Genomic DNA, 16,829 nt, shown 5'->3' with positions numbered 1-16,829 from the left:
GGTCACATGCGAGACGCCTCGGCGCCCATCACGCATAGGCGGGTGCTGAAAATCGCACTTCCCATCGTGCTGTCCAACGCAACCGTTCCGATATTGGGAGCGGTTGATACCGGTGTCGTTGGGCAAATGGGGCAGGCAGCACCCATTGGTGCCGTCGGTATGGGCGCAGTGATCCTGTCTGCGATCTATTGGATTTTTGGTTTCCTGAGGATGGGAACCACCGGCCTTGCGGCACAGGCGCGCGGGGCCGGAGATGTCGCTGAAACCGGCGCTTTGCTGATGCGTGGATTGCTGATTGGCGGGGCAGCGGGCGTTTTCTTCATCCTGATTCAAGCGGGCGTATTTTGGGGGGCCTTTGCGCTGTCACCCGCCAGCCCCGAAGTCGAGGCGCTGACGAGAAGCTATCTGGAGATTCGAATTTGGGGGGCTCCGGCCACAATTGCGCTGTATGCGGTGACCGGGTGGCTGATTGCGATCGAGCGAACGCGCGGCGTGTTCGTCCTGCAGGTTTGGATGAACGGGCTGAACATCCTGCTTGATCTGTGGTTTGTTCTGGGGCTGGGCTGGGGCGTGGAAGGTGTCGCTGTTGCGACGCTGATCGCCGAATGGACAGGCCTCGCGCTGGGGCTTTGGCTATGCCGCAGCGCATTTGGCGGCCGTCAGTGGTGTGATTGGAACCGTATCTTCGACGCGGCCCGCCTGCGTAGGATGTTGCAGGTCAATAGTGACATCATGATCCGTTCGGTCCTGTTGACCGGAGCGTTCACGACCTTTCTGTTCGTTGGCTCGGATCTCGGGGACGTCAATCTGGCGGCAAATCAGGTTCTTTTGCAGTTTCTCGAGATCACCGCCTTTGCGCTGGATGGCTTCGCCTTTTCCGCCGAAGCACTGGTCGGAGGAGCGGTCGGAGCAAAAGACCGGTTTCAGGTGCGGCGGGCCTCGGTCATGGCGTCGCAATGGGGTGTTGGTGGCGCGTTTGCACTTGGGGCCGTCTTTTTCCTGGCTGGACCTGCGCTGATCGACCTGATGTCAACGTCCGCCGAGGTACGATTGGCGGCCCGAGAGTATCTGGTCTGGGCGGCGCTTGCGCCGGTGATCGGCGTCGCAAGTTGGATGTTCGACGGTATCTACATCGGAGCAACCTGGACCCGGTCGATGCGCAACGCGATGATACAGTCTGTCGCGATCTATGTCGTTGCCTTGTTTGTTCTTGTGCCGACACTGGGCAACCATGGGCTGTGGGCTGCCCTTATGGTTCTGAACACCGCGCGCGCGGTAACATTGGGCGCGCGCTATCCCCGGCTTGAGGCCCAGATCTAAAGCAGCGACAGCAGGTTTTCCGGCGGCCGACCGATCGCGGCCTTGTCATCTTTGATCGCCAGCGGACGTTCAATCAGAATCGGATGGCGGGCCATGGCATCGATAAGCTCGTTCTCGGGTGCAGTTTTGCTTAGCCCCAATTCCTTGAACAGCTTTTCGCCGGTTCGCATCATCTTAATCGCGGGGATATCCAGCCGCTTTAAAGCGGCCCGAATTTCGTCGGCTGAGGGGGCGTCCTCAAGGTATTTGCGGATGTTGACCTGTGCACCGTTCTCTTCCAAAAGCGCCAAGCCCGTACGAGATTTCGAGCAGCGTGGGTTGTGCCAATACTCGATCATAGCCAATCCTCTCTTTTGCTGCCGACCGCCTGTTCGACAGTGTCAAAGCCATCCCTGGCCAGCAAGGTATCCAAGCCTTGCGCAATTTCGGCAGCAAGGGAAATACCGCCATAAACCATCGCGGTGTAGAACTGCACTGCCGACGCCCCGGCGCAGATCTTGGCATAGGCCTGTTCTGCCGTGCTGATGCCGCCCACGCCGATCAGGGGGATTTGGCCGCCAGTCAGCTGGCTGAGGCGCGCCAGAACGCGTGTGGATTTTGCGAATAAGGGGGCGCCGGACAGACCACCGGCTTCATCCTTGTGCCCGCTTTGTAATCCATCGCGCGACAGCGTGGTGTTGGTCGCAATAACGGCGTTTACACCGGTATCCTGCGCGACTTCTGCAATGTCTTTCAGTTCTTCGTCGCTGAGATCTGGCGCGATCTTCAGGAATACAGGAAGGGGGCGGGACAAGCTGTCTCGTGTTTCGATCACGCCGCTCAACAGCGCGCTCAGGGCCTCTTTACCCTGCAGGTCCCGCAGTTTTTCAGTATTTGGCGACGAAACGTTAACGGTGGCAAAATCCAGATGGGCGGCGCAATGGGCAAGCACCTTGGAAAAGTCGCCCGCGCGATCGTCGCTGTCCTTGTTGGCCCCAAGGTTCAAGCCAATCACCGCGTCCTTTGGACGGCCCGCGAGACGCTGGGCGATGACTTCCATCCCCTCATTGTTGAACCCAAACCGGTTAATGGCCGCCTTGTCTTCGGTCAGGCGAAACAGTCTTGGCTTGGGGTTGCCGGGTTGGGGGCGTGGGGTGGCTGCGCCGACCTCGATAAACCCAAAACCAGCGCGCGACAAAGGGGTGAGTGCTTCTGCGTTCTTGTCAAAACCCGCAGCCAACCCAACCGGGTTCGGCAAATCCAAACCCGCCACTTGCGTTCGCAGGCGCGGCGTCGTGACGGGGCCGGGGGTCGGGGTCAAACCAGCTTTCAACGCCTTAATCGACATCCCGTGCGCAACTTCGGGGTCCATCTTGTGCAAGGCTGCAAGTCCCAGTTTTTCAGTCAGTTTCATCCGAAGCTCTTTTTGCCTTCAGCGGGGGCACATCGGATCAGGCGCGAGGTTTCAACCGCAGCCTGACGGTGCACGACCGCTTGTTGATACACAGGGTCAGTCACCATCTCTAGGAAAGCGCGACCCGTGGGATAACGTGCGATGAAGACCGCGTCCCATGTTTCGTCCTGGGGGCCGATCAGAGTTGTCTGGAACGCGCCTCGCCACAGGATTTCTGCGCCCAGCCGGGCAATGATCGGCGCGGTTTCGTCGCCGTAATTGCGATAGGCCTGAGCCCCGGTCAGACCAGCGTCGGCCAAGGCGTGCCCTTCGGGGTAATCGGCCTCGGCCCGAAATTTCACAAGGTTCAGCATCTCGATCGGATGATCCCGGTCCAGGTCCTTGAATACCTGGAACTGAGCGCGATCAGGATCGACAAAAGCGGTCATACCATCTCCGGAGGAAACTGATGACTTTTGCCGTCAAAGGGCAGGGCGCGCGACCATACCACATCGGTCATTCTGATCTGGCGATATAGATGTGGGAAAAGAGCGCCACCGCGCGAAACCTCCCACTTGAGGTCTTCGCCCATGCCGTCTGTATCGCAGGCCAAAAGGGTCAAATCAGTGACACCCGCGAAATGCTTGGCGGCTGTTTCGGCTGCCTGTTCGGCGGTTGAAAAGTGCACAAACCCGTCTGAGACATCAATCGGCGCCCCATCGGATGCACCCTCGGCTTGCAACGTGGCCCATTCATCGGCCCGGAAAATCTTGTAAACCAGCATGAGGCCGTGATGCCCTGCGAGGCAGCTGGAATCAAGCCGGATTTCCCCCCTTTGACTCTTTGTTCCGCAAGTCGCACCATCACGGAAAATAACGATAGGGAGTTTCAAGATGTTCACCCGTTTCCTGACCTCGGCGGCCGTTTTGGGGCTTACTGCAGGCATGGCTTTTGCGGAATACAAGCTGACAATCCTGCATACAAACGACATCCACAGCCGTATCGAGTCGATTAACAAATATGACTCCACCTGTGATGCAGAGGACGAGGCCGAAGGCAAATGCTTTGGCGGGGTTGCCCGCCTGAAAACGCTTGTGGATGAGCGTCGTGGCGCGTTGGAAGGTCAAAACGTTCTTTTGCTGGATGCGGGCGATCCTTTTCAGGGCTCGTTATTTTACACCACTTACAAGGGCGCAGCCGAGGCCGAGTTTATGGAGGCTATCGGCTATGATGCCATGGCTGTTGGAAACCACGAATTCGACGACGGCCCCGAAGGATTGGCAGCTTTCATAGATGCTGTGAGCTTTCCCGTCGTGTCGGGTAACCTTGATCTGTCCTCATCGGCAGAGCTGAAAGGCAAAGTAAAGAACCATTTGGTTTTGGATGTTGGGGATCAGAAGATCGGCATCGTATCCGCCTTGGCAACAGATACGGTTGATACGTCCAGCCCCGGTGACAACGTCGTTTTTCAAGATGAGATCGAAAGCCTTCAGGCCGATGTGGCCACGCTGCAGGACGAAGGTGTCGATATCATCATAGCCGTAAACCACGTTGGTTTGTCCAAAGACCTCAAAATCGCAGAGCAAGTGCCCGGTCTGGATCTGGTCATCGGAGGGCACTCACACACATTGCTGTCAAACACCGACGACGGAGCGGCGGGACCCTATCCGATGATGGTAGGCGATGTCCCCGTTGTGCAGGCCTATGCTTATTCCAAGTATTTGGGAGAGATCACATTAACCTTTGACGATGACGGCAATCTGATTTCAGCTGAGGGTGAGCCGATCCTTCTGGATGCGTCGATCAAACCCGACCCGGATATTGCGGCACGCGTGGCTGAAATGGCCGCTCCGATCGAGGAAATGAAGCAACGCGTCGTTGCCAGCGCTGCCGCACCTATTGATGGCGCGCGGGAATCCTGTCGTCACGTGGAATGTGAAATGGGCAATCTGGTCGCCGATGCGATGCTGGACAGGGTCAAGGATCAGGGTGTGCAGATCGCGATTCAAAACGGTGGTGGATTGCGCACCAGTATTGACGAAGGCGAGATCACTCAGGGTGAAGTTGTACTGGTCCTGCCGTTCCAAAACACGTTGTCTACGTTCTGGACTGACGGCGCGACAATCAAGGCCGCATTGGAAAACGGCATGGCCCAATTCGATGAAGAGGAAAAGAACGGGCGCTTCCCTCAGGTCGCGGGCATGCGCTATGAATTTGATCCAAGCGCGCCAACCAATCAGCGCATAACGCTTGTCGAAGTGCAGCATGACGGCGCGTGGGAACCATTGGATATGGCAAAAGTCTACGGCGTGGTGACGAACAACTATGTTCGCAACGGCGGGGACGGCTACAGCATGTTCGAAGGTGATGACAAGAACGCCTATGACTTCGGTCCGGATTTGGCGGATGTAACGGCTGAGTATCTTGCGCAAAACGCCCCGTACCAGCCTTACCTGGATGGACGCATCAAACAGAAGTAAGTGCTGAAAAAGCGAAAAGGCCGCGTCTGGGGATGCGGCCTTTTGGTAGGGTCAGCTTAGATCGTATTCCGGCCACAAGGCCGGGTCGAAGCCGTTGAGCATGGGTTGCAGATGCTCAGAAACACTCTGCCATCCGCCAATTGACTTGGTCGAAATCTTGTTGCGTACCTGATCGATACTGGCCGTTCGGACCTGCTTGGTATTCTCTTCCGGATGCATCATCGCCTCGGACCAGTCGATGCCACAGAAGGCCGCGACCTGTTGACTGTAGGTCTTTGGGTCGTCGACCAGTTTTTCATATTGCACAGTTAGGATCCGGTCGCCGAAAACGGCCCGCCAATGGGACATATACCGGCGATACAGGTTCGCAGAATGCGCAATCGCCTTTTGGTCTGACGCGTAACGCATTCCACTCGCTGGGAAAAAACGGATCCACTTCGACAATCCAACATCGCGAGGGTCTCGCAACATATTGATGATTTTAGCATTCGGAAAAGCCGTTAGCAGAAAACCCAGGCGCTTATAGTTGTGCGGCATCTTATCGATAAAAGCCGTCGAATCTTGCGGTAGTGGTGGCATAAATTCACGATAGTCCTGCGCAAACTGCTCAGCGCTTTTAGCATCAAAGGTAGACGATCCAGCTAGGTACTCACGCGATAAGTCCGCCCCTACCGTCAATTCTCCACATCCTGCGATATGGGGCGCTGAACTCAGCATCATTTCCATTAGAGTGGTGCCAGAGCGGGGTTGTCCCAGTACAAAAACCGGCAAAGGTTTTTCATTCAAATTGGAGAATGGAATATCGGTGTTAACGGAAAACAGCCCTGTGGCTGCTTCGAATGCTCGATCCTCTGAGGCAGAGTCGTATGGGTTCAGTGCATGCTGCTTTGCGTTCGCCAAGACGTATTGGGGAAGCGCAGCTGTTAATCCTTTGATTTTGGAGGTGAGTTGAGCCTTTGCAAATTCCAACTCGGCACCCGGTTGTTCTGAAGAGGCGATCGCTTTTTCGACAGCCACCAGCATGTCGGGTGCGTCCTCGGCGCTGGCCATCATGCTCAGTTGAAATAGCGTATTCACATGCGCTGGATTCCGGGCTGCAATGCGATGCAGAATTTGCCGGGATTCCTCTTTTTCACCGCGTTGATGAAAGGTGGATGCTTTCTGGTAAGCGATATCGTCGTTCCCGGGCTCCAGCTCATAAGCCCGCGAAATGTCCTGAACGCTTTTGTCGACAAACCCTATCCGGTCATAGGCCCGCGCGCGTGCGGAAAGAAGGCTTGCGTTCTGGGGGTCTTTTTCCAGCTTTTTCGAAGTGTGATCGATGATCTCACGCCAGTTTTTGCCTTTGAGTTGGATCTCATCGACAACTCTGAGCAGTTCCTTGTTATTTGGAAACTTCTCCAGCTTTTGCTCGGCATATTCCAATGCGACGGGTATCTGTCCCGACTGCATCAGTGCGTTCGCCAGATTTTCAGCGAACTGGGGGTCATCTGGCTTTAACTTTGATGCTTCGATGAAGTGCGGAATGGACTTTCGATATTGCTTCAACTGCGTCAGGGCAAAACCGGCAATGGCATGAAAATCTGAGTCACTTGGAAATTTTTTCAGACCTAGCTGGGCTTTTTTGAAAGCTGATTGCGGCTTGCCAGCTTCCAAAGCAGTCAATGCCTTGCTTTTGAGCGTTTTCGCTGTTTGGTTTTGCATTAGGCCCGGTATCTGTCGAAACAATATTGATGGTTCATTACCCATGTGCGGACGCTTTGCAATAACTCTTCCGAACGATGCAATGGCGCAGCTGTTTTCCGCACGGCCAGCGAATACGTTGCCTGCGGTTCCAAATTTTAATGTTTGTCCGACAAATCAGGTGCATGTTGTGCGCGCGGGTGAAAATGGGCGGACACTGGATGCGCTGCGCTGGGGTTTTTTGCCCCATTGGTACAAAACCCAGACGGCTGGTCCCTTGTTGATTAACGCGCGGGCGGAAACCCTGGCCGAGAAACCTGCATTTCGTGCAGCTTGCCGCGAGAGGCGCTGTCTGATTGTGGGAACCGGGTTCTACGAATGGGCCAAGACCGAGCAGGGCGACAGATTGCCTTGGTATATAACGCGCCGTGATAAGGCACCCATCGCATTTGCAGGTGTCTGGCAAGACTGGGGTGCCGACGAGATGCGGTTTGGAACTTGTGCAATCGTGACCACCCCTGCCAATCACGACCTCGGCACTATCCATCATCGCATGCCCTTGATCCTGGAACCCAATGATTGGCCATTATGGCTGGGCGAAGCCGGGAAAGGTGCCGCGCTTTTGATGAAGCCTGGGGCCGAAGGTGTTCTGGACTATCATCGCGTGGACGCGGCAGTGAACTCGAACCGGGCGAGTGGCGCGCAGCTTATTGAACCAATTCTTGCATGACTATGCGGCTTCTCAAATACCCCATCAGGGGTTAGATCACTGATATGAGTTCGAAATTCACCAGCTTGCCTGACTTGTACAAGCATGCGTTTGATACAGTGATCGACGTGCGCAGCCCGGCCGAATACGCCGAAGATCACTTGCCCGGTGCGATCAACCTACCGGTCCTGAACAATGAAGAACGCGCGCGGGTTGGAACACTTTACGTTCAGGAAAGCCCGTTCCTAGCGCGAAAACTTGGTGCGGCATTGGTGTTTCGCAATGCAGCCAATCACATTGAAAACAGCTTGTCGCATCATGAAGGTGGATGGAAACCGCTGGTTTATTGCTGGCGAGGCGGCCAGCGGTCAGGATCGTTCGCGTGGACGCTACAACAAATTGGGTGGCGGGCCGATGTGGTCGAGGGGGGCTATCGAACGTATCGCCGTCTGGTGAACCAATATCTGTATGATGATCCACTAGGTCATCGCCTTTTCGCACTGGACGGATACACTGGTACGGCGAAAACCGCGCTTTTGGGGGTACTTAGGTCGCGCGGTGTTCAAGTGTTGGACCTTGAGGGGTTGGCAAACCACCGAGGTTCTTTGCTGGGTGAGATGCCGGGCGGACAACCCAGCCAAAAAGCGTTCGAATCCGTGTTGGCGTCTGAACTTTGTCACCTCGATATCAATCGGCCTGTGGTCGTCGAGGCAGAGTCGTCTAAAATCGGCAAGCTAATTTTGCCTCCTTCCTTGTGGGATGCATTGCGTGCCGCACCACGGATCAACATCGAAGCCTCGATCGAGGCGCGTTCGGCCTATTTGGTTTCGGCTTATGAAGACGTTTTGTCCGATGGCACCCGGTTGACGGATCGTCTTTCCCCATTGCGTTATCACCTGGGACATGCCGTCGTGGATGGTTGGGTCGACTTGATAAAATCTCAAGACAAACTGGCATTAACGCGCGCCTTGATGGAACAGCATTACGATCCGGCTTACACGAAATCCAGCCGCGCGCGCGTTTCCAAAGTGATCGCCCATGTAAATGTGGACGCATTGGATGCGGCTGGTCTGGAAGCGGCGGCTAACCGGATCGAGGCTCTGCTGGATCAGCTCTGAAGTCGTAGCCCGGCTGTGTCCGTGATGTGTCCTATGATGACGGCCGGATATCCGGCGGCGCGAAGCGTGTCGCACATATGGCGGGCCAGATCGGATGGCACAGCGGCCAACAATCCACCGGCTGTTTGAGGATCGAATAAGAGGTCTGTTTTGCCCCCAAGCGGCAGGTCCGGCGCGACCGTTCGGTTTTCTTCGAACAGTGTCGATTGCACACCCCTTGCGGCCAGGTCCAGCGCACCCTTCATTACGGGAATTGCATCCAAATCCAAAGTGGCCCCGCAACCCGATGCCTCGCATATTCCGACCAGATGTCCAGCCAAACCAAAACCCGTTACATCGGTCATGGCGTGGGCATCGGTTAAAATACGGGCCGCCTCACCCTGTGGGTGACTCATCTGTTCGTAGGCCTTTGTAATCCACTCTCCATCCGCCAGACCGGCCATTTCGGCGGCCATCAACACGCCGCTGCCCAGTGGTTTGGTCAGGATCAGGGCGTCACCAATCCGGGCGCCCGACAGGGTGATGGGGTCATTTTCACACAAGCCTGTCAGGGTGAAACCAATGGTCAATTCATCGCCCATTGAACTATGACCGCCAACAATCTCGGCCCCGGCGTTGCGTATGACATCGCTGGCGGTGGACATGATTTCAGTCATCGTGCGGTGCTGAAGCTCTAGTGCCATGCGCGGTAGGGTGATTGTCGCAGTGGCGGCCTGTGGGGCGGCTCCCATAGCCCAAATATCCCCAAGAGCATGAACAGCAGCGATGCGGGCCATCAAGACGGGGTCGTCGGTAATTGCCCGCAGATGATCGGATGTCATGACTTGTCTGGCATTCCCAGTCTGCAGTAGCGCGGCATCATCACCGGGCAGGGGGATGACATCCGTACGTTCCGGGGCAGGCAGCGCGTTCAACGCCGATCGCAGCGCAGTGCGTCCAATTTTGGCACCACACCCCCCGCACATCGGTTTGTCGCCCAACACTTCTTTCAGGCCACTTGCGTGTTGGGTGGGCAAGGCCGGTTGTGCCATCTTGGGAAGATTGCGGAACTTGTTCATAAACGTCTGGTCGATGTGGTTTTTCCATTTCCACATCAAGGGACCGCTGAATGACGTCCCCAAACGCTCGGCCAGAGCAGACTTGCCGCCAAGTGAAATCAGTTTCAGATAGTCCTTCTGCGGAACGTATCGGCGCAGAGTACCCGCGCCCAAAGCAGCGCGCAGGTTGTTGAACAAAACCGGGGCCTCGCGCACCGCGTAAACACCTGCTTTGGGACGCGGATTTTCGGTCAGATGTGCGCAATCGCCTGCCGCGAACACCGCGGGATCGCTGGATTGAAGATGGGCATTAACCCGGATGAAGCCGTCCTGCAGTGCCAATTCCGTTTCAGAAATCCAACCGTACGGTCGGGCGCCCGCGGCTCCGGTAACGAAGGCGGCAGGGATGCGATCACCGTTGTCCAGCAAAACATGATCTTCTTCGATGCTCGATATCTGCGCATCTTCCAGCACGGTTACACCCAATTCGCGCATTGCGTTACGGATTGTGGATGCAGCCTTAGCGCCAGTTGCGGTCAGCGCTTTTGCGTTGTCGATCAGCGTGACCTGTGCCTCGCGCCCTTTTTCCTTCAGTGCATGGGCCATTGCCATGACGAGTTCTACTCCGGCCACGCCACCACCAATAACGGCGACGGATGCAGTGCCATGACCGGCAAGATACTCAGCCCATTTGGCGGCAAACGGCCCCAACGGCTTTGCCGGTATCGCGTGTTCCGCGAAACCGGGCAGGGCGGGCATGTCAGAGGTGATGCCCACATTCACAGAAGCCACATCAAACGCGATCGGAGGACGCCCGGGAACATGAACAAGGCGTTCTTTCGCATCCAACCCCTCGACCTTGCCCAGCACGACGCGGGCACCGGCAAAGCGCGCAAGCTTTACAAGGTCAATGTCCAGTTCCCATCGGTCATAATGTCCGGCGACAAAGCCCGGCAACATACCAGAATAGGGTGCGGTTGGGCCGGGATTTACGACGGTTACGCGCGCACCGGGCAACGGGTTCATACCCCAACTGCGCAGAAGCAGGGCGTGGGTATGACCTCCGCCTATAAGAACCAGATCGCGGGTCAGGGGCAGCGGAGGTGTGTGCATGGGGCTCAGGTATTGCTGTGATCAGGAACGTCTTCGACCTGTTCGACCGCATGGGTGGCCCAAAGTTCGTCCTCGCCCGCGTCCGGAAGATCGTTGGGTTTTTCATGGCGATGGATATGCCATTTTGCAATGAACAGAGCTGTGATCGGTGCCGTGAGGAACAGGAATAAGGTGATCAGCAACTCGTGCAGCGAAAGTTTGCCCTCCAGCAGGACCGAGTGACAGATAGACGCCAGCAGGACGCCGCCTACGCCCAGTGTCGTCGCCTTGGTGGGTCCATGCAGCCGGGACATCGGGTCCTTTAGCTTGATCATCCCATAGGAGCCGACAAAGCCGAAAATGCCTGAAACGATCAGAAAGAATGAGATTAGCAATTCGAAGATAAACGTCATGCTGCCCTCACTCGATAATATTGCCGCGCAGCATAAAGCGTGCGTAGGCCACAGTTGATACAAAGCCAAGCATGGCGATGATCATGGCGGACTCGAAGAAGATTTCAGTGCCCAACGCAAGCCCGTACAGGATCATCAGCGCGATGGTGTTGATGACCATCGTATCCAGAGCAAGCACGCGGGTTCCGACACCGTCGGCTGTAATGATGCGCCAGAGGCACAGAATGATGGCGACCCCGAAACAGGCGAAGGCAAAGTAGATGGCGTATTCGATCATTCGAAAATCTCCTTTAGCCGCCGTTCATAGCGCTGTTTGATTTCGTCGCGAACTTCTTCCGGGTTGGGTGCATCCAGGCAATGAACCAGCAAGTTGTGGCCTTGCGCTGACAGATCGCAACTGACCGTGCCGGGCGTCATCGTGATCGTTCCTGCCAATACAGTTATCGCCTCGGGGGTGCGCAGCTCGAGTGGGATGCAAACCCAGTTGGGTTGTCGGTCTGCGTCGCGCTTGAACAGGATGATTTTGGCCACTGTGATATTGGCGATTACGATATCCCAAAGGACGACCAGTCCGTATTCAACGATCATCGGCCAATTACGCAACTTGGGGCGGTCGGGCCAGTAGGGTTGGGTGATGAACGGTATGATGATCCCAAGGATCAAACCGAAAACCACCGAGTTCAACGAGGGTTTGTTCGCCAGCAAAACCCAGACTACCGTCAGCAGGAAGGTCAGATGTGGGTGTGGGAATATTCGGTGTAACAAGCGCATCATTCTTCGCCTCCCAAAACGGCTGCGATATAGTTTTCAGGCGTGAAAAGCTGTTCAGCTGTGCGATCGGCATATTGCAGCGCCGGGCCCGAGAATACTGTCAGTACGACAAGTCCGAGAACGGTTCCAAATATCGCAGTAAGGGCCAAACCTGGGTTCGGTTCGGGTGCGGGTTGCGCTGCGACCTCTTCGGCGTTTTCGGGCTCTGGTTCAGTGCTATAGCGGGCATCATGGCTTTTCCAGAAGATCAGCGTGCCAGCCCGCGCGAGACCAACAATGGTCACAAATGATCCGATCAGGATTACAGCCCAGATCGCATTGGCATTGGGCGCATCACGCGCGGCATCCAGCACCAGCAATTTGCCGATAAAGCCAGACAGCGGCGGCATGCCAGCCAAGGCAATGGCACCTACAAAGAATAGCGCCGAGATCAGCCCGCTCTGCGGCATCGGCGCTGTCGGAGCAATCGCACCACCGCGCCGTTCCATGACCATATCGGCGACAAGGAACAACAAGGCCGTCGCCAGCGTTGAGTGGTAGATATAGTAGAGCGCAGCGGCGGTTGCGGTCTCAGTGAATAGTGAGATAGCGATCAGCAGCGTGCCCATTGACGCAATGGCGCAGAAGGCCACCATGCGCGCGATGTGCTTTGCACCTAATATACCGATGGCACCAACGGCCAATGTCACCAGCGCGGCGGGTTGCAACCATGCACCAACCAAGCCTTGGGTCGCCGTGACTTCGGGCCCGAAACCCAGCGTGTACATGCGCAGGATCGAATACGCGCCAACCTTGGTCATGATTGCAAACAGGGCAGCAACCGGCAGCGGTGCGTTTGCGTAACTGGCAGGCAGCCAGAAGTGCAGGGGTAAGACCGCAGCTTTGATGCAGAACACCAGCAGCAGCAGCACTGCACCGACCCGCAGCAGCGCTGTATCTTCCGCGGGCAGTTCGGCCACACGCGCCGCCATGTCCGCCATATTGAGCGTCCCTGTCACCGCATACAGCGTTCCCAAAGCGAACAGGAACAGGGTCGATCCCAGCAGGTTATAGGCCACGTACTGCACACCTGCCTTCAGTCGAACCGCACCGCCGCCATGGGTCATCAACCCATAAGAGGCGATCAGAAGCACTTCGAAGAAAACGAACAGGTTAAAGGCATCACCGGTCAGGAAAGCGCCACACACGCCCATGAGTTGGAAATGGAACAGCGCGTGGAAATGCTTACCCCTGTCGTCCCAGCCCGACGCAATGGCATATAGAACAATCGGCAACGCCAAAAGCGCGGTTAGCAGAACCATCATCGCCGACAAGCGATCCAAAACCAGCACAATGCCAAAGGGCGCAGGCCAATCGCCAAGTTCATAGACCTGAATATCGCCTCCGCCGGCTTGCACCGTAATCGTCAGGGCGATCCCGAGCAGGCCAACAACCCCGGCCACCGAAAAGATGCGCTGCAGGTCCAGGTGGTAGCGTAGAACCATGATGATGAAGGGCGCAAGGATCGCAGGCAGAACGATCGGAGCAACGATCCAGTGGTTCATGCGTCTTCTCCCGGCGCGTCGGTGCTATCCTGCGCAGTCATGTCGATGTGATCATCCTTGGCCGAAAGATAAGCGCTGAGCGAAATCATCACGATCACCGCCGTCATCCCGAATGAGATCACGATGGCTGTCAAAACCAGCGCCTGTGGCAGCGGATCTGTATATGGAACCTCTTCGTACTTGTTCAGAACCGCCGGTGCGTCCAGCGCCAGCCTTCCTGTTGCAAAAAGAAAGACGTTGACCGCATAGGTTAACAGGGACAGGCCCAGGATTACGGGAAACGTGCGCCGACGCAGGATCAAAAAGATCCCGGCAGCGGTCATCACGCCTACGGCTGAGGCTACGAGCGCTTCCATCAGGCCTGCTCCTTCTCTTCGTCTTCTTTTCCGGCATCATCCCGCAGAGGGTTGATATCCATTGGGAACTCCTGCGCCATGCCGGGTTGCCAGGCGAAGCGCGACAGGCTGTCCAACGCCAGCATAACAGCGCCCAGAACCGCCAGGAAAACGCCTGTGTCAAACAGGATCGCGGTGGCCCATTCAAACTCCTCCAGCGGCGGCCAATGAATGTAGCCAAAGTCACTGGTCAGGAATGGGCGGTCATTGAACCAGGCCCCTATGCCGGTTGCAGCGGCAATCAGAACGCCCCAGCCAATCGAGCCGTGATAATAGAACCGCTGACGTTCGATCGCCCAAGTGTACCCGCTGGCCATGTATTGCATCAGATAGGCGATCGCCACGATCAGACCGGCGATAAAGCCGCCTCCGGGCTGGTTGTGACCGCGGAAAAAGATATAGGCACCGACCATCAGGGCAATCGGCATCATGACCCGTGTCGCGACGACCATCATCAGCGGATGCGAGTCCCCCGATTGCGGCCAGTGCGGTTTGCGGTTCAGCAGATATCCACGCACGTTTGTGCCAAGAACTGACTCGGTCAGGGCAAAGATAATAAGCGCTGCGATGCCCAGAACGATGATCTCGCCAAAGGTATCAAAGCCTCGGAAATCCACGAGGATCACGTTGACCACATTGGTGCCACCGCCGCCTTTGTACGAGTTGGCCAGATGGAAATCCGAGATGGTCGGGAAGGCGAAATCGCGCAACATAAGCGCATAAATCAACGCACCCGAACCGATGCCAGCAACAACCGAAATGGCCGCATCCCTCCAACGTCGCGCTGCACTGCTATCCCACGGTGTGTCGGTGGGAAGGAAGTTCAGCGACAGCAGCAACAGGATCATCGTCACCACTTCGACCGAAATCTGTGTCAGCGCCAGATCAGGCGCGGAGAGATAGTTGAAGGCCATCGAAACAATCAGGCCAACGACACCGATCAACACCAGCGACAACAGGCGGTTGCGATGGAACCACATGATCGCAAGTGTTGCGGCGACAAGGCAGATCCAGCCTATGACCGGGATGGTTTGAAAAGGTAGCGGGTCTCGGGTCTCAGCGCCGATGGTGCCGGTCGAATAGGCGTAGTAGCCCAGCCCAACAGTGAACGCGATCAGGATGATGGCGTAACGGCTTATGACACCGTTGTGCAGTGTGTCGGTGATCCAGTTGCTAAGCCGGGTCATTGCGTCAATGACAGCTTCGAAGATGACCTTGGCCTCTGGGCGCGGCAAGGCGTTCCACAATTGCTCGCCGCGGCGATGCAACGCCAGCAGGACAAGGCCGCCAATGGTGGCAACAACGGACATATAGAGTGCGGGCGTGAAACCGTGCCAGAGCTTGAGCGAGTAATAAGGCAGCTTTTCTCCGCCGATCACAGCGCTGGCTACAACGGCGACAAGCGGTCCGACGATCGCCGCCGAATACAGGCCGATCAGGATCACTAGAACTACAAGGAAAGCGGGTGCCAACCAAAGGCCGACCGGTGGATCATGCGGGTGCGCCGGATAATCGGTCCGCTCCGGTCCAAGAAAGACATGGCTGACGAAACGGAACGAATACGCCGCCGAGAACAACGCTGCCAGCAAAGCCAGACCGGGCACCAGATAGTGTGAGTGCAACCACGTGGTATGAACCGTCTCTTCAAGCATCATTTCCTTAGATAGGAAGCCATTCAATGGTGGCAGGCCCGCCATGGACAACGCTGCAATTGTGCCAATCGTGAAGGTGATTGGCATGAGGTGCCGCAGCCCGCCCAAACGTTTGATGTCACGGGTTCCGGTCTCGTGATCCACGATCCCGGCCGTCATGAACAAAGCAGCCTTAAAGGTTGCGTGGTTGATGATGTGAAACACGGCAGCGACTGCGGCGAATTTTGTCCCAAAGCCCAGCAACATCGTTACCAGACCCAGATGAGAGACGGTTGAAAACGCCAACAGCGCTTTGAGGTCGTCTTTGAACAGCGCAATACAGGCCCCGATCAGCATAGTGACCAGACCCGTGGTTGCGACGATGTAGAACCACGCGTCGGTTCCGGCCAACACAGGCCACATCCGCGCCATCAGGAACAGACCTGCCTTTACCATCGTGGCCGAGTGCAGATATGCCGAAACCGGCGTTGGGGCCGCCATTGCGTGAGGTAGCCAGAAATGGAACGGAAACTGCGCGGATTTGGTGAAACACCCCAGCAGGATCAGGATCAGCGCGGGCAAATAGTAGGGCGAGGCTTGAATAAGCTCTTTGTTCTGAAGGATGACGCTTAGGTCATACGACCCTACGATATTGCCCAGAATCAGCATTCCCGCGATCATAGCCAACCCGCCCGATCCGGTTACGGCCAGCGCCATGCGGGCTCCTTGACGTCCTTCGGGCAGGTGTTTCCAATAGCCGATCAGCAGGAATGAACTAAGCGACGTAAGCTCCCAGAAAATAAGCAGAAGAAGGATGTTATCCGACAGGACAATCCCCACCATCGCGCCCTGAAAAAGCAGCAGATACGTATAGAATTGACCCATAGGATCTTCGCGCGACAGATAAAACCGCGCGTAGAGAATGATCAGCAAGCCGATCCCGAGGATCAGCAGGGCAAACAGAAAGCCCAACCCATCCAGCATGAAATTGGCATTCAGACCCAGCCCGGGGATCCAGTCGAACCGAGCGGTCACCACGTCGCCGCGCATGACCGAGGGGATGTGAATCAACAGCCCCATCAGCGCAAGAAATGTTGTCAAACCCGCCGCAGACGCGGCTGCGTTTCGTCCTGCCCTGATCAGTAGGGCTGGGAATACAGCGCCGAGAAAGGGAAGGGCCGCGATGAGGAATAGGGACAAGTGCGATACTCCGGTCTTGGCGGTCAATATAGTTCTGTTTTTTGTAAAGAAAATTTTCTAGCTG

General features: G+C 56.4%; 16 protein-coding genes. 4 read left to right on the top strand and 12 right to left on the bottom strand.

Features of this window, described 5'->3' with window-relative positions:
- Positions 1–6: 6 nt before the first annotated feature.
- On the top strand, positions 7–1,320 hold the full coding sequence (locus ACR0DG_RS03620) for an MATE family efflux transporter (RefSeq protein WP_480694388.1): 1,314 nt from the start codon (positions 7–9) through the stop codon (positions 1,318–1,320).
- On the opposite strand, the gene arsC is transcribed toward ACR0DG_RS03620, so the two are convergent.
- Genes arsC through ACR0DG_RS03600 form a run of 4 tightly spaced genes read right to left on the bottom strand, consistent with a single transcriptional unit; the run spans position 1,317 to position 3,476 of the window.
- A complete protein-coding gene (arsC, locus tag ACR0DG_RS03615; protein WP_480694387.1) occupies positions 1,317–1,658 on the bottom strand; it encodes an arsenate reductase (glutaredoxin) in 342 nt (113 codons plus the stop codon). The two genes, ACR0DG_RS03620 and arsC, sit on opposite strands and share 4 nt — an antisense overlap.
- Positions 1,655–2,713 (bottom strand): quinone-dependent dihydroorotate dehydrogenase, encoded by a 1,059-nt coding sequence (locus tag ACR0DG_RS03610; RefSeq protein WP_480694385.1) that lies wholly within the window; start codon positions 2,711–2,713, stop codon positions 1,655–1,657. Before ACR0DG_RS03610 ends, arsC begins: the two co-directional genes overlap by 4 nt.
- A complete protein-coding gene (locus ACR0DG_RS03605; protein WP_480694383.1) occupies positions 2,710–3,141 on the bottom strand; it encodes a DUF1330 domain-containing protein in 432 nt (143 codons plus the stop codon). The genes ACR0DG_RS03610 and ACR0DG_RS03605 overlap by 4 nt, the downstream gene beginning before the upstream one ends.
- Positions 3,138–3,476, bottom strand: a complete 339-nt coding sequence (locus ACR0DG_RS03600; protein WP_480694381.1) for a DUF952 domain-containing protein — start codon at positions 3,474–3,476, stop codon at positions 3,138–3,140. Before ACR0DG_RS03600 ends, ACR0DG_RS03605 begins: the two co-directional genes overlap by 4 nt.
- Positions 3,477–3,585: 109 nt before the next feature.
- On the opposite strand from ACR0DG_RS03600, the gene ACR0DG_RS03595 reads away from it, so the two are divergent.
- Positions 3,586–5,172 carry a bifunctional metallophosphatase/5'-nucleotidase gene (locus tag ACR0DG_RS03595; protein WP_480694379.1) on the top strand — a complete coding sequence of 529 codons (1,587 nt, stop codon included), beginning with the start codon at positions 3,586–3,588 and terminating at the stop codon, positions 5,170–5,172.
- A 51-nt stretch (positions 5,173–5,223) separates the two neighbouring features.
- On the opposite strand, the gene ACR0DG_RS03590 is transcribed toward ACR0DG_RS03595, so the two are convergent.
- Positions 5,224–6,876 carry a tetratricopeptide repeat-containing sulfotransferase family protein gene (locus ACR0DG_RS03590; RefSeq protein ID WP_480694377.1) on the bottom strand — a complete coding sequence of 551 codons (1,653 nt, stop codon included), beginning with the start codon at positions 6,874–6,876 and terminating at the stop codon, positions 5,224–5,226.
- Between the two features lie 43 nt (positions 6,877–6,919).
- Between ACR0DG_RS03590 and ACR0DG_RS03585 the strand changes: the two genes are divergently transcribed.
- Both ACR0DG_RS03585 and mnmH read left to right on the top strand, forming a co-directional pair.
- A complete protein-coding gene (locus ACR0DG_RS03585) occupies positions 6,920–7,585 on the top strand; it encodes an SOS response-associated peptidase (RefSeq protein ID WP_480694375.1) in 666 nt (221 codons plus the stop codon).
- A 44-nt stretch (positions 7,586–7,629) separates the two neighbouring features.
- A complete protein-coding gene (mnmH, locus tag ACR0DG_RS03580; RefSeq protein ID WP_480694373.1) occupies positions 7,630–8,682 on the top strand; it encodes a tRNA 2-selenouridine(34) synthase MnmH in 1,053 nt (350 codons plus the stop codon).
- On the opposite strand, the gene selD is transcribed toward mnmH, so the two are convergent.
- From selD to ACR0DG_RS03545, 7 genes are read right to left on the bottom strand one after another with little or no spacing between them, the layout of a single operon-like run.
- Positions 8,673–10,832, bottom strand: coding sequence for a selenide, water dikinase SelD (gene selD, locus ACR0DG_RS03575; protein WP_480694371.1), 2,160 nt, complete (start codon positions 10,830–10,832; stop codon positions 8,673–8,675). The genes mnmH and selD overlap by 10 nt on opposite strands.
- A gap of 5 nt (positions 10,833–10,837) precedes the next feature.
- On the bottom strand, positions 10,838–11,224 hold the full coding sequence (locus ACR0DG_RS03570) for a Na+/H+ antiporter subunit G (RefSeq protein WP_480694369.1): 387 nt from the start codon (positions 11,222–11,224) through the stop codon (positions 10,838–10,840).
- A gap of 7 nt (positions 11,225–11,231) precedes the next feature.
- Positions 11,232–11,501: a K+/H+ antiporter subunit F gene (locus ACR0DG_RS03565; RefSeq protein WP_480694367.1), complete on the bottom strand. Its 270-nt coding sequence runs from the start codon at positions 11,499–11,501 to the stop codon at positions 11,232–11,234.
- The gene (locus ACR0DG_RS03560; protein ID WP_480694983.1) at positions 11,498–11,995 is read right to left on the bottom strand and encodes a Na+/H+ antiporter subunit E; all 498 of its coding nucleotides are present in this window, start codon (positions 11,993–11,995) and stop codon (positions 11,498–11,500) included. Before ACR0DG_RS03560 ends, ACR0DG_RS03565 begins: the two co-directional genes overlap by 4 nt.
- Positions 11,995–13,539, bottom strand: coding sequence for a monovalent cation/H+ antiporter subunit D (locus ACR0DG_RS03555; RefSeq protein WP_480694365.1), 1,545 nt, complete (start codon positions 13,537–13,539; stop codon positions 11,995–11,997). The genes ACR0DG_RS03560 and ACR0DG_RS03555 overlap by 1 nt, the downstream gene beginning before the upstream one ends.
- On the bottom strand, positions 13,536–13,895 hold the full coding sequence (locus ACR0DG_RS03550; protein ID WP_480694363.1) for a Na+/H+ antiporter subunit C: 360 nt from the start codon (positions 13,893–13,895) through the stop codon (positions 13,536–13,538). Before ACR0DG_RS03550 ends, ACR0DG_RS03555 begins: the two co-directional genes overlap by 4 nt.
- Positions 13,895–16,765 carry a monovalent cation/H+ antiporter subunit A gene (locus ACR0DG_RS03545; RefSeq protein WP_480694361.1) on the bottom strand — a complete coding sequence of 957 codons (2,871 nt, stop codon included), beginning with the start codon at positions 16,763–16,765 and terminating at the stop codon, positions 13,895–13,897. Before ACR0DG_RS03545 ends, ACR0DG_RS03550 begins: the two co-directional genes overlap by 1 nt.
- Positions 16,766–16,829: the final 64 nt, after the last annotated feature.

It is taken from the genome of Ruegeria sp. BG8 (assembly GCF_056538325.1).
The sequence above is the reverse complement of the archived record's forward strand: the minus strand, read 5'-3'. Positions and strand labels throughout refer to the sequence as shown.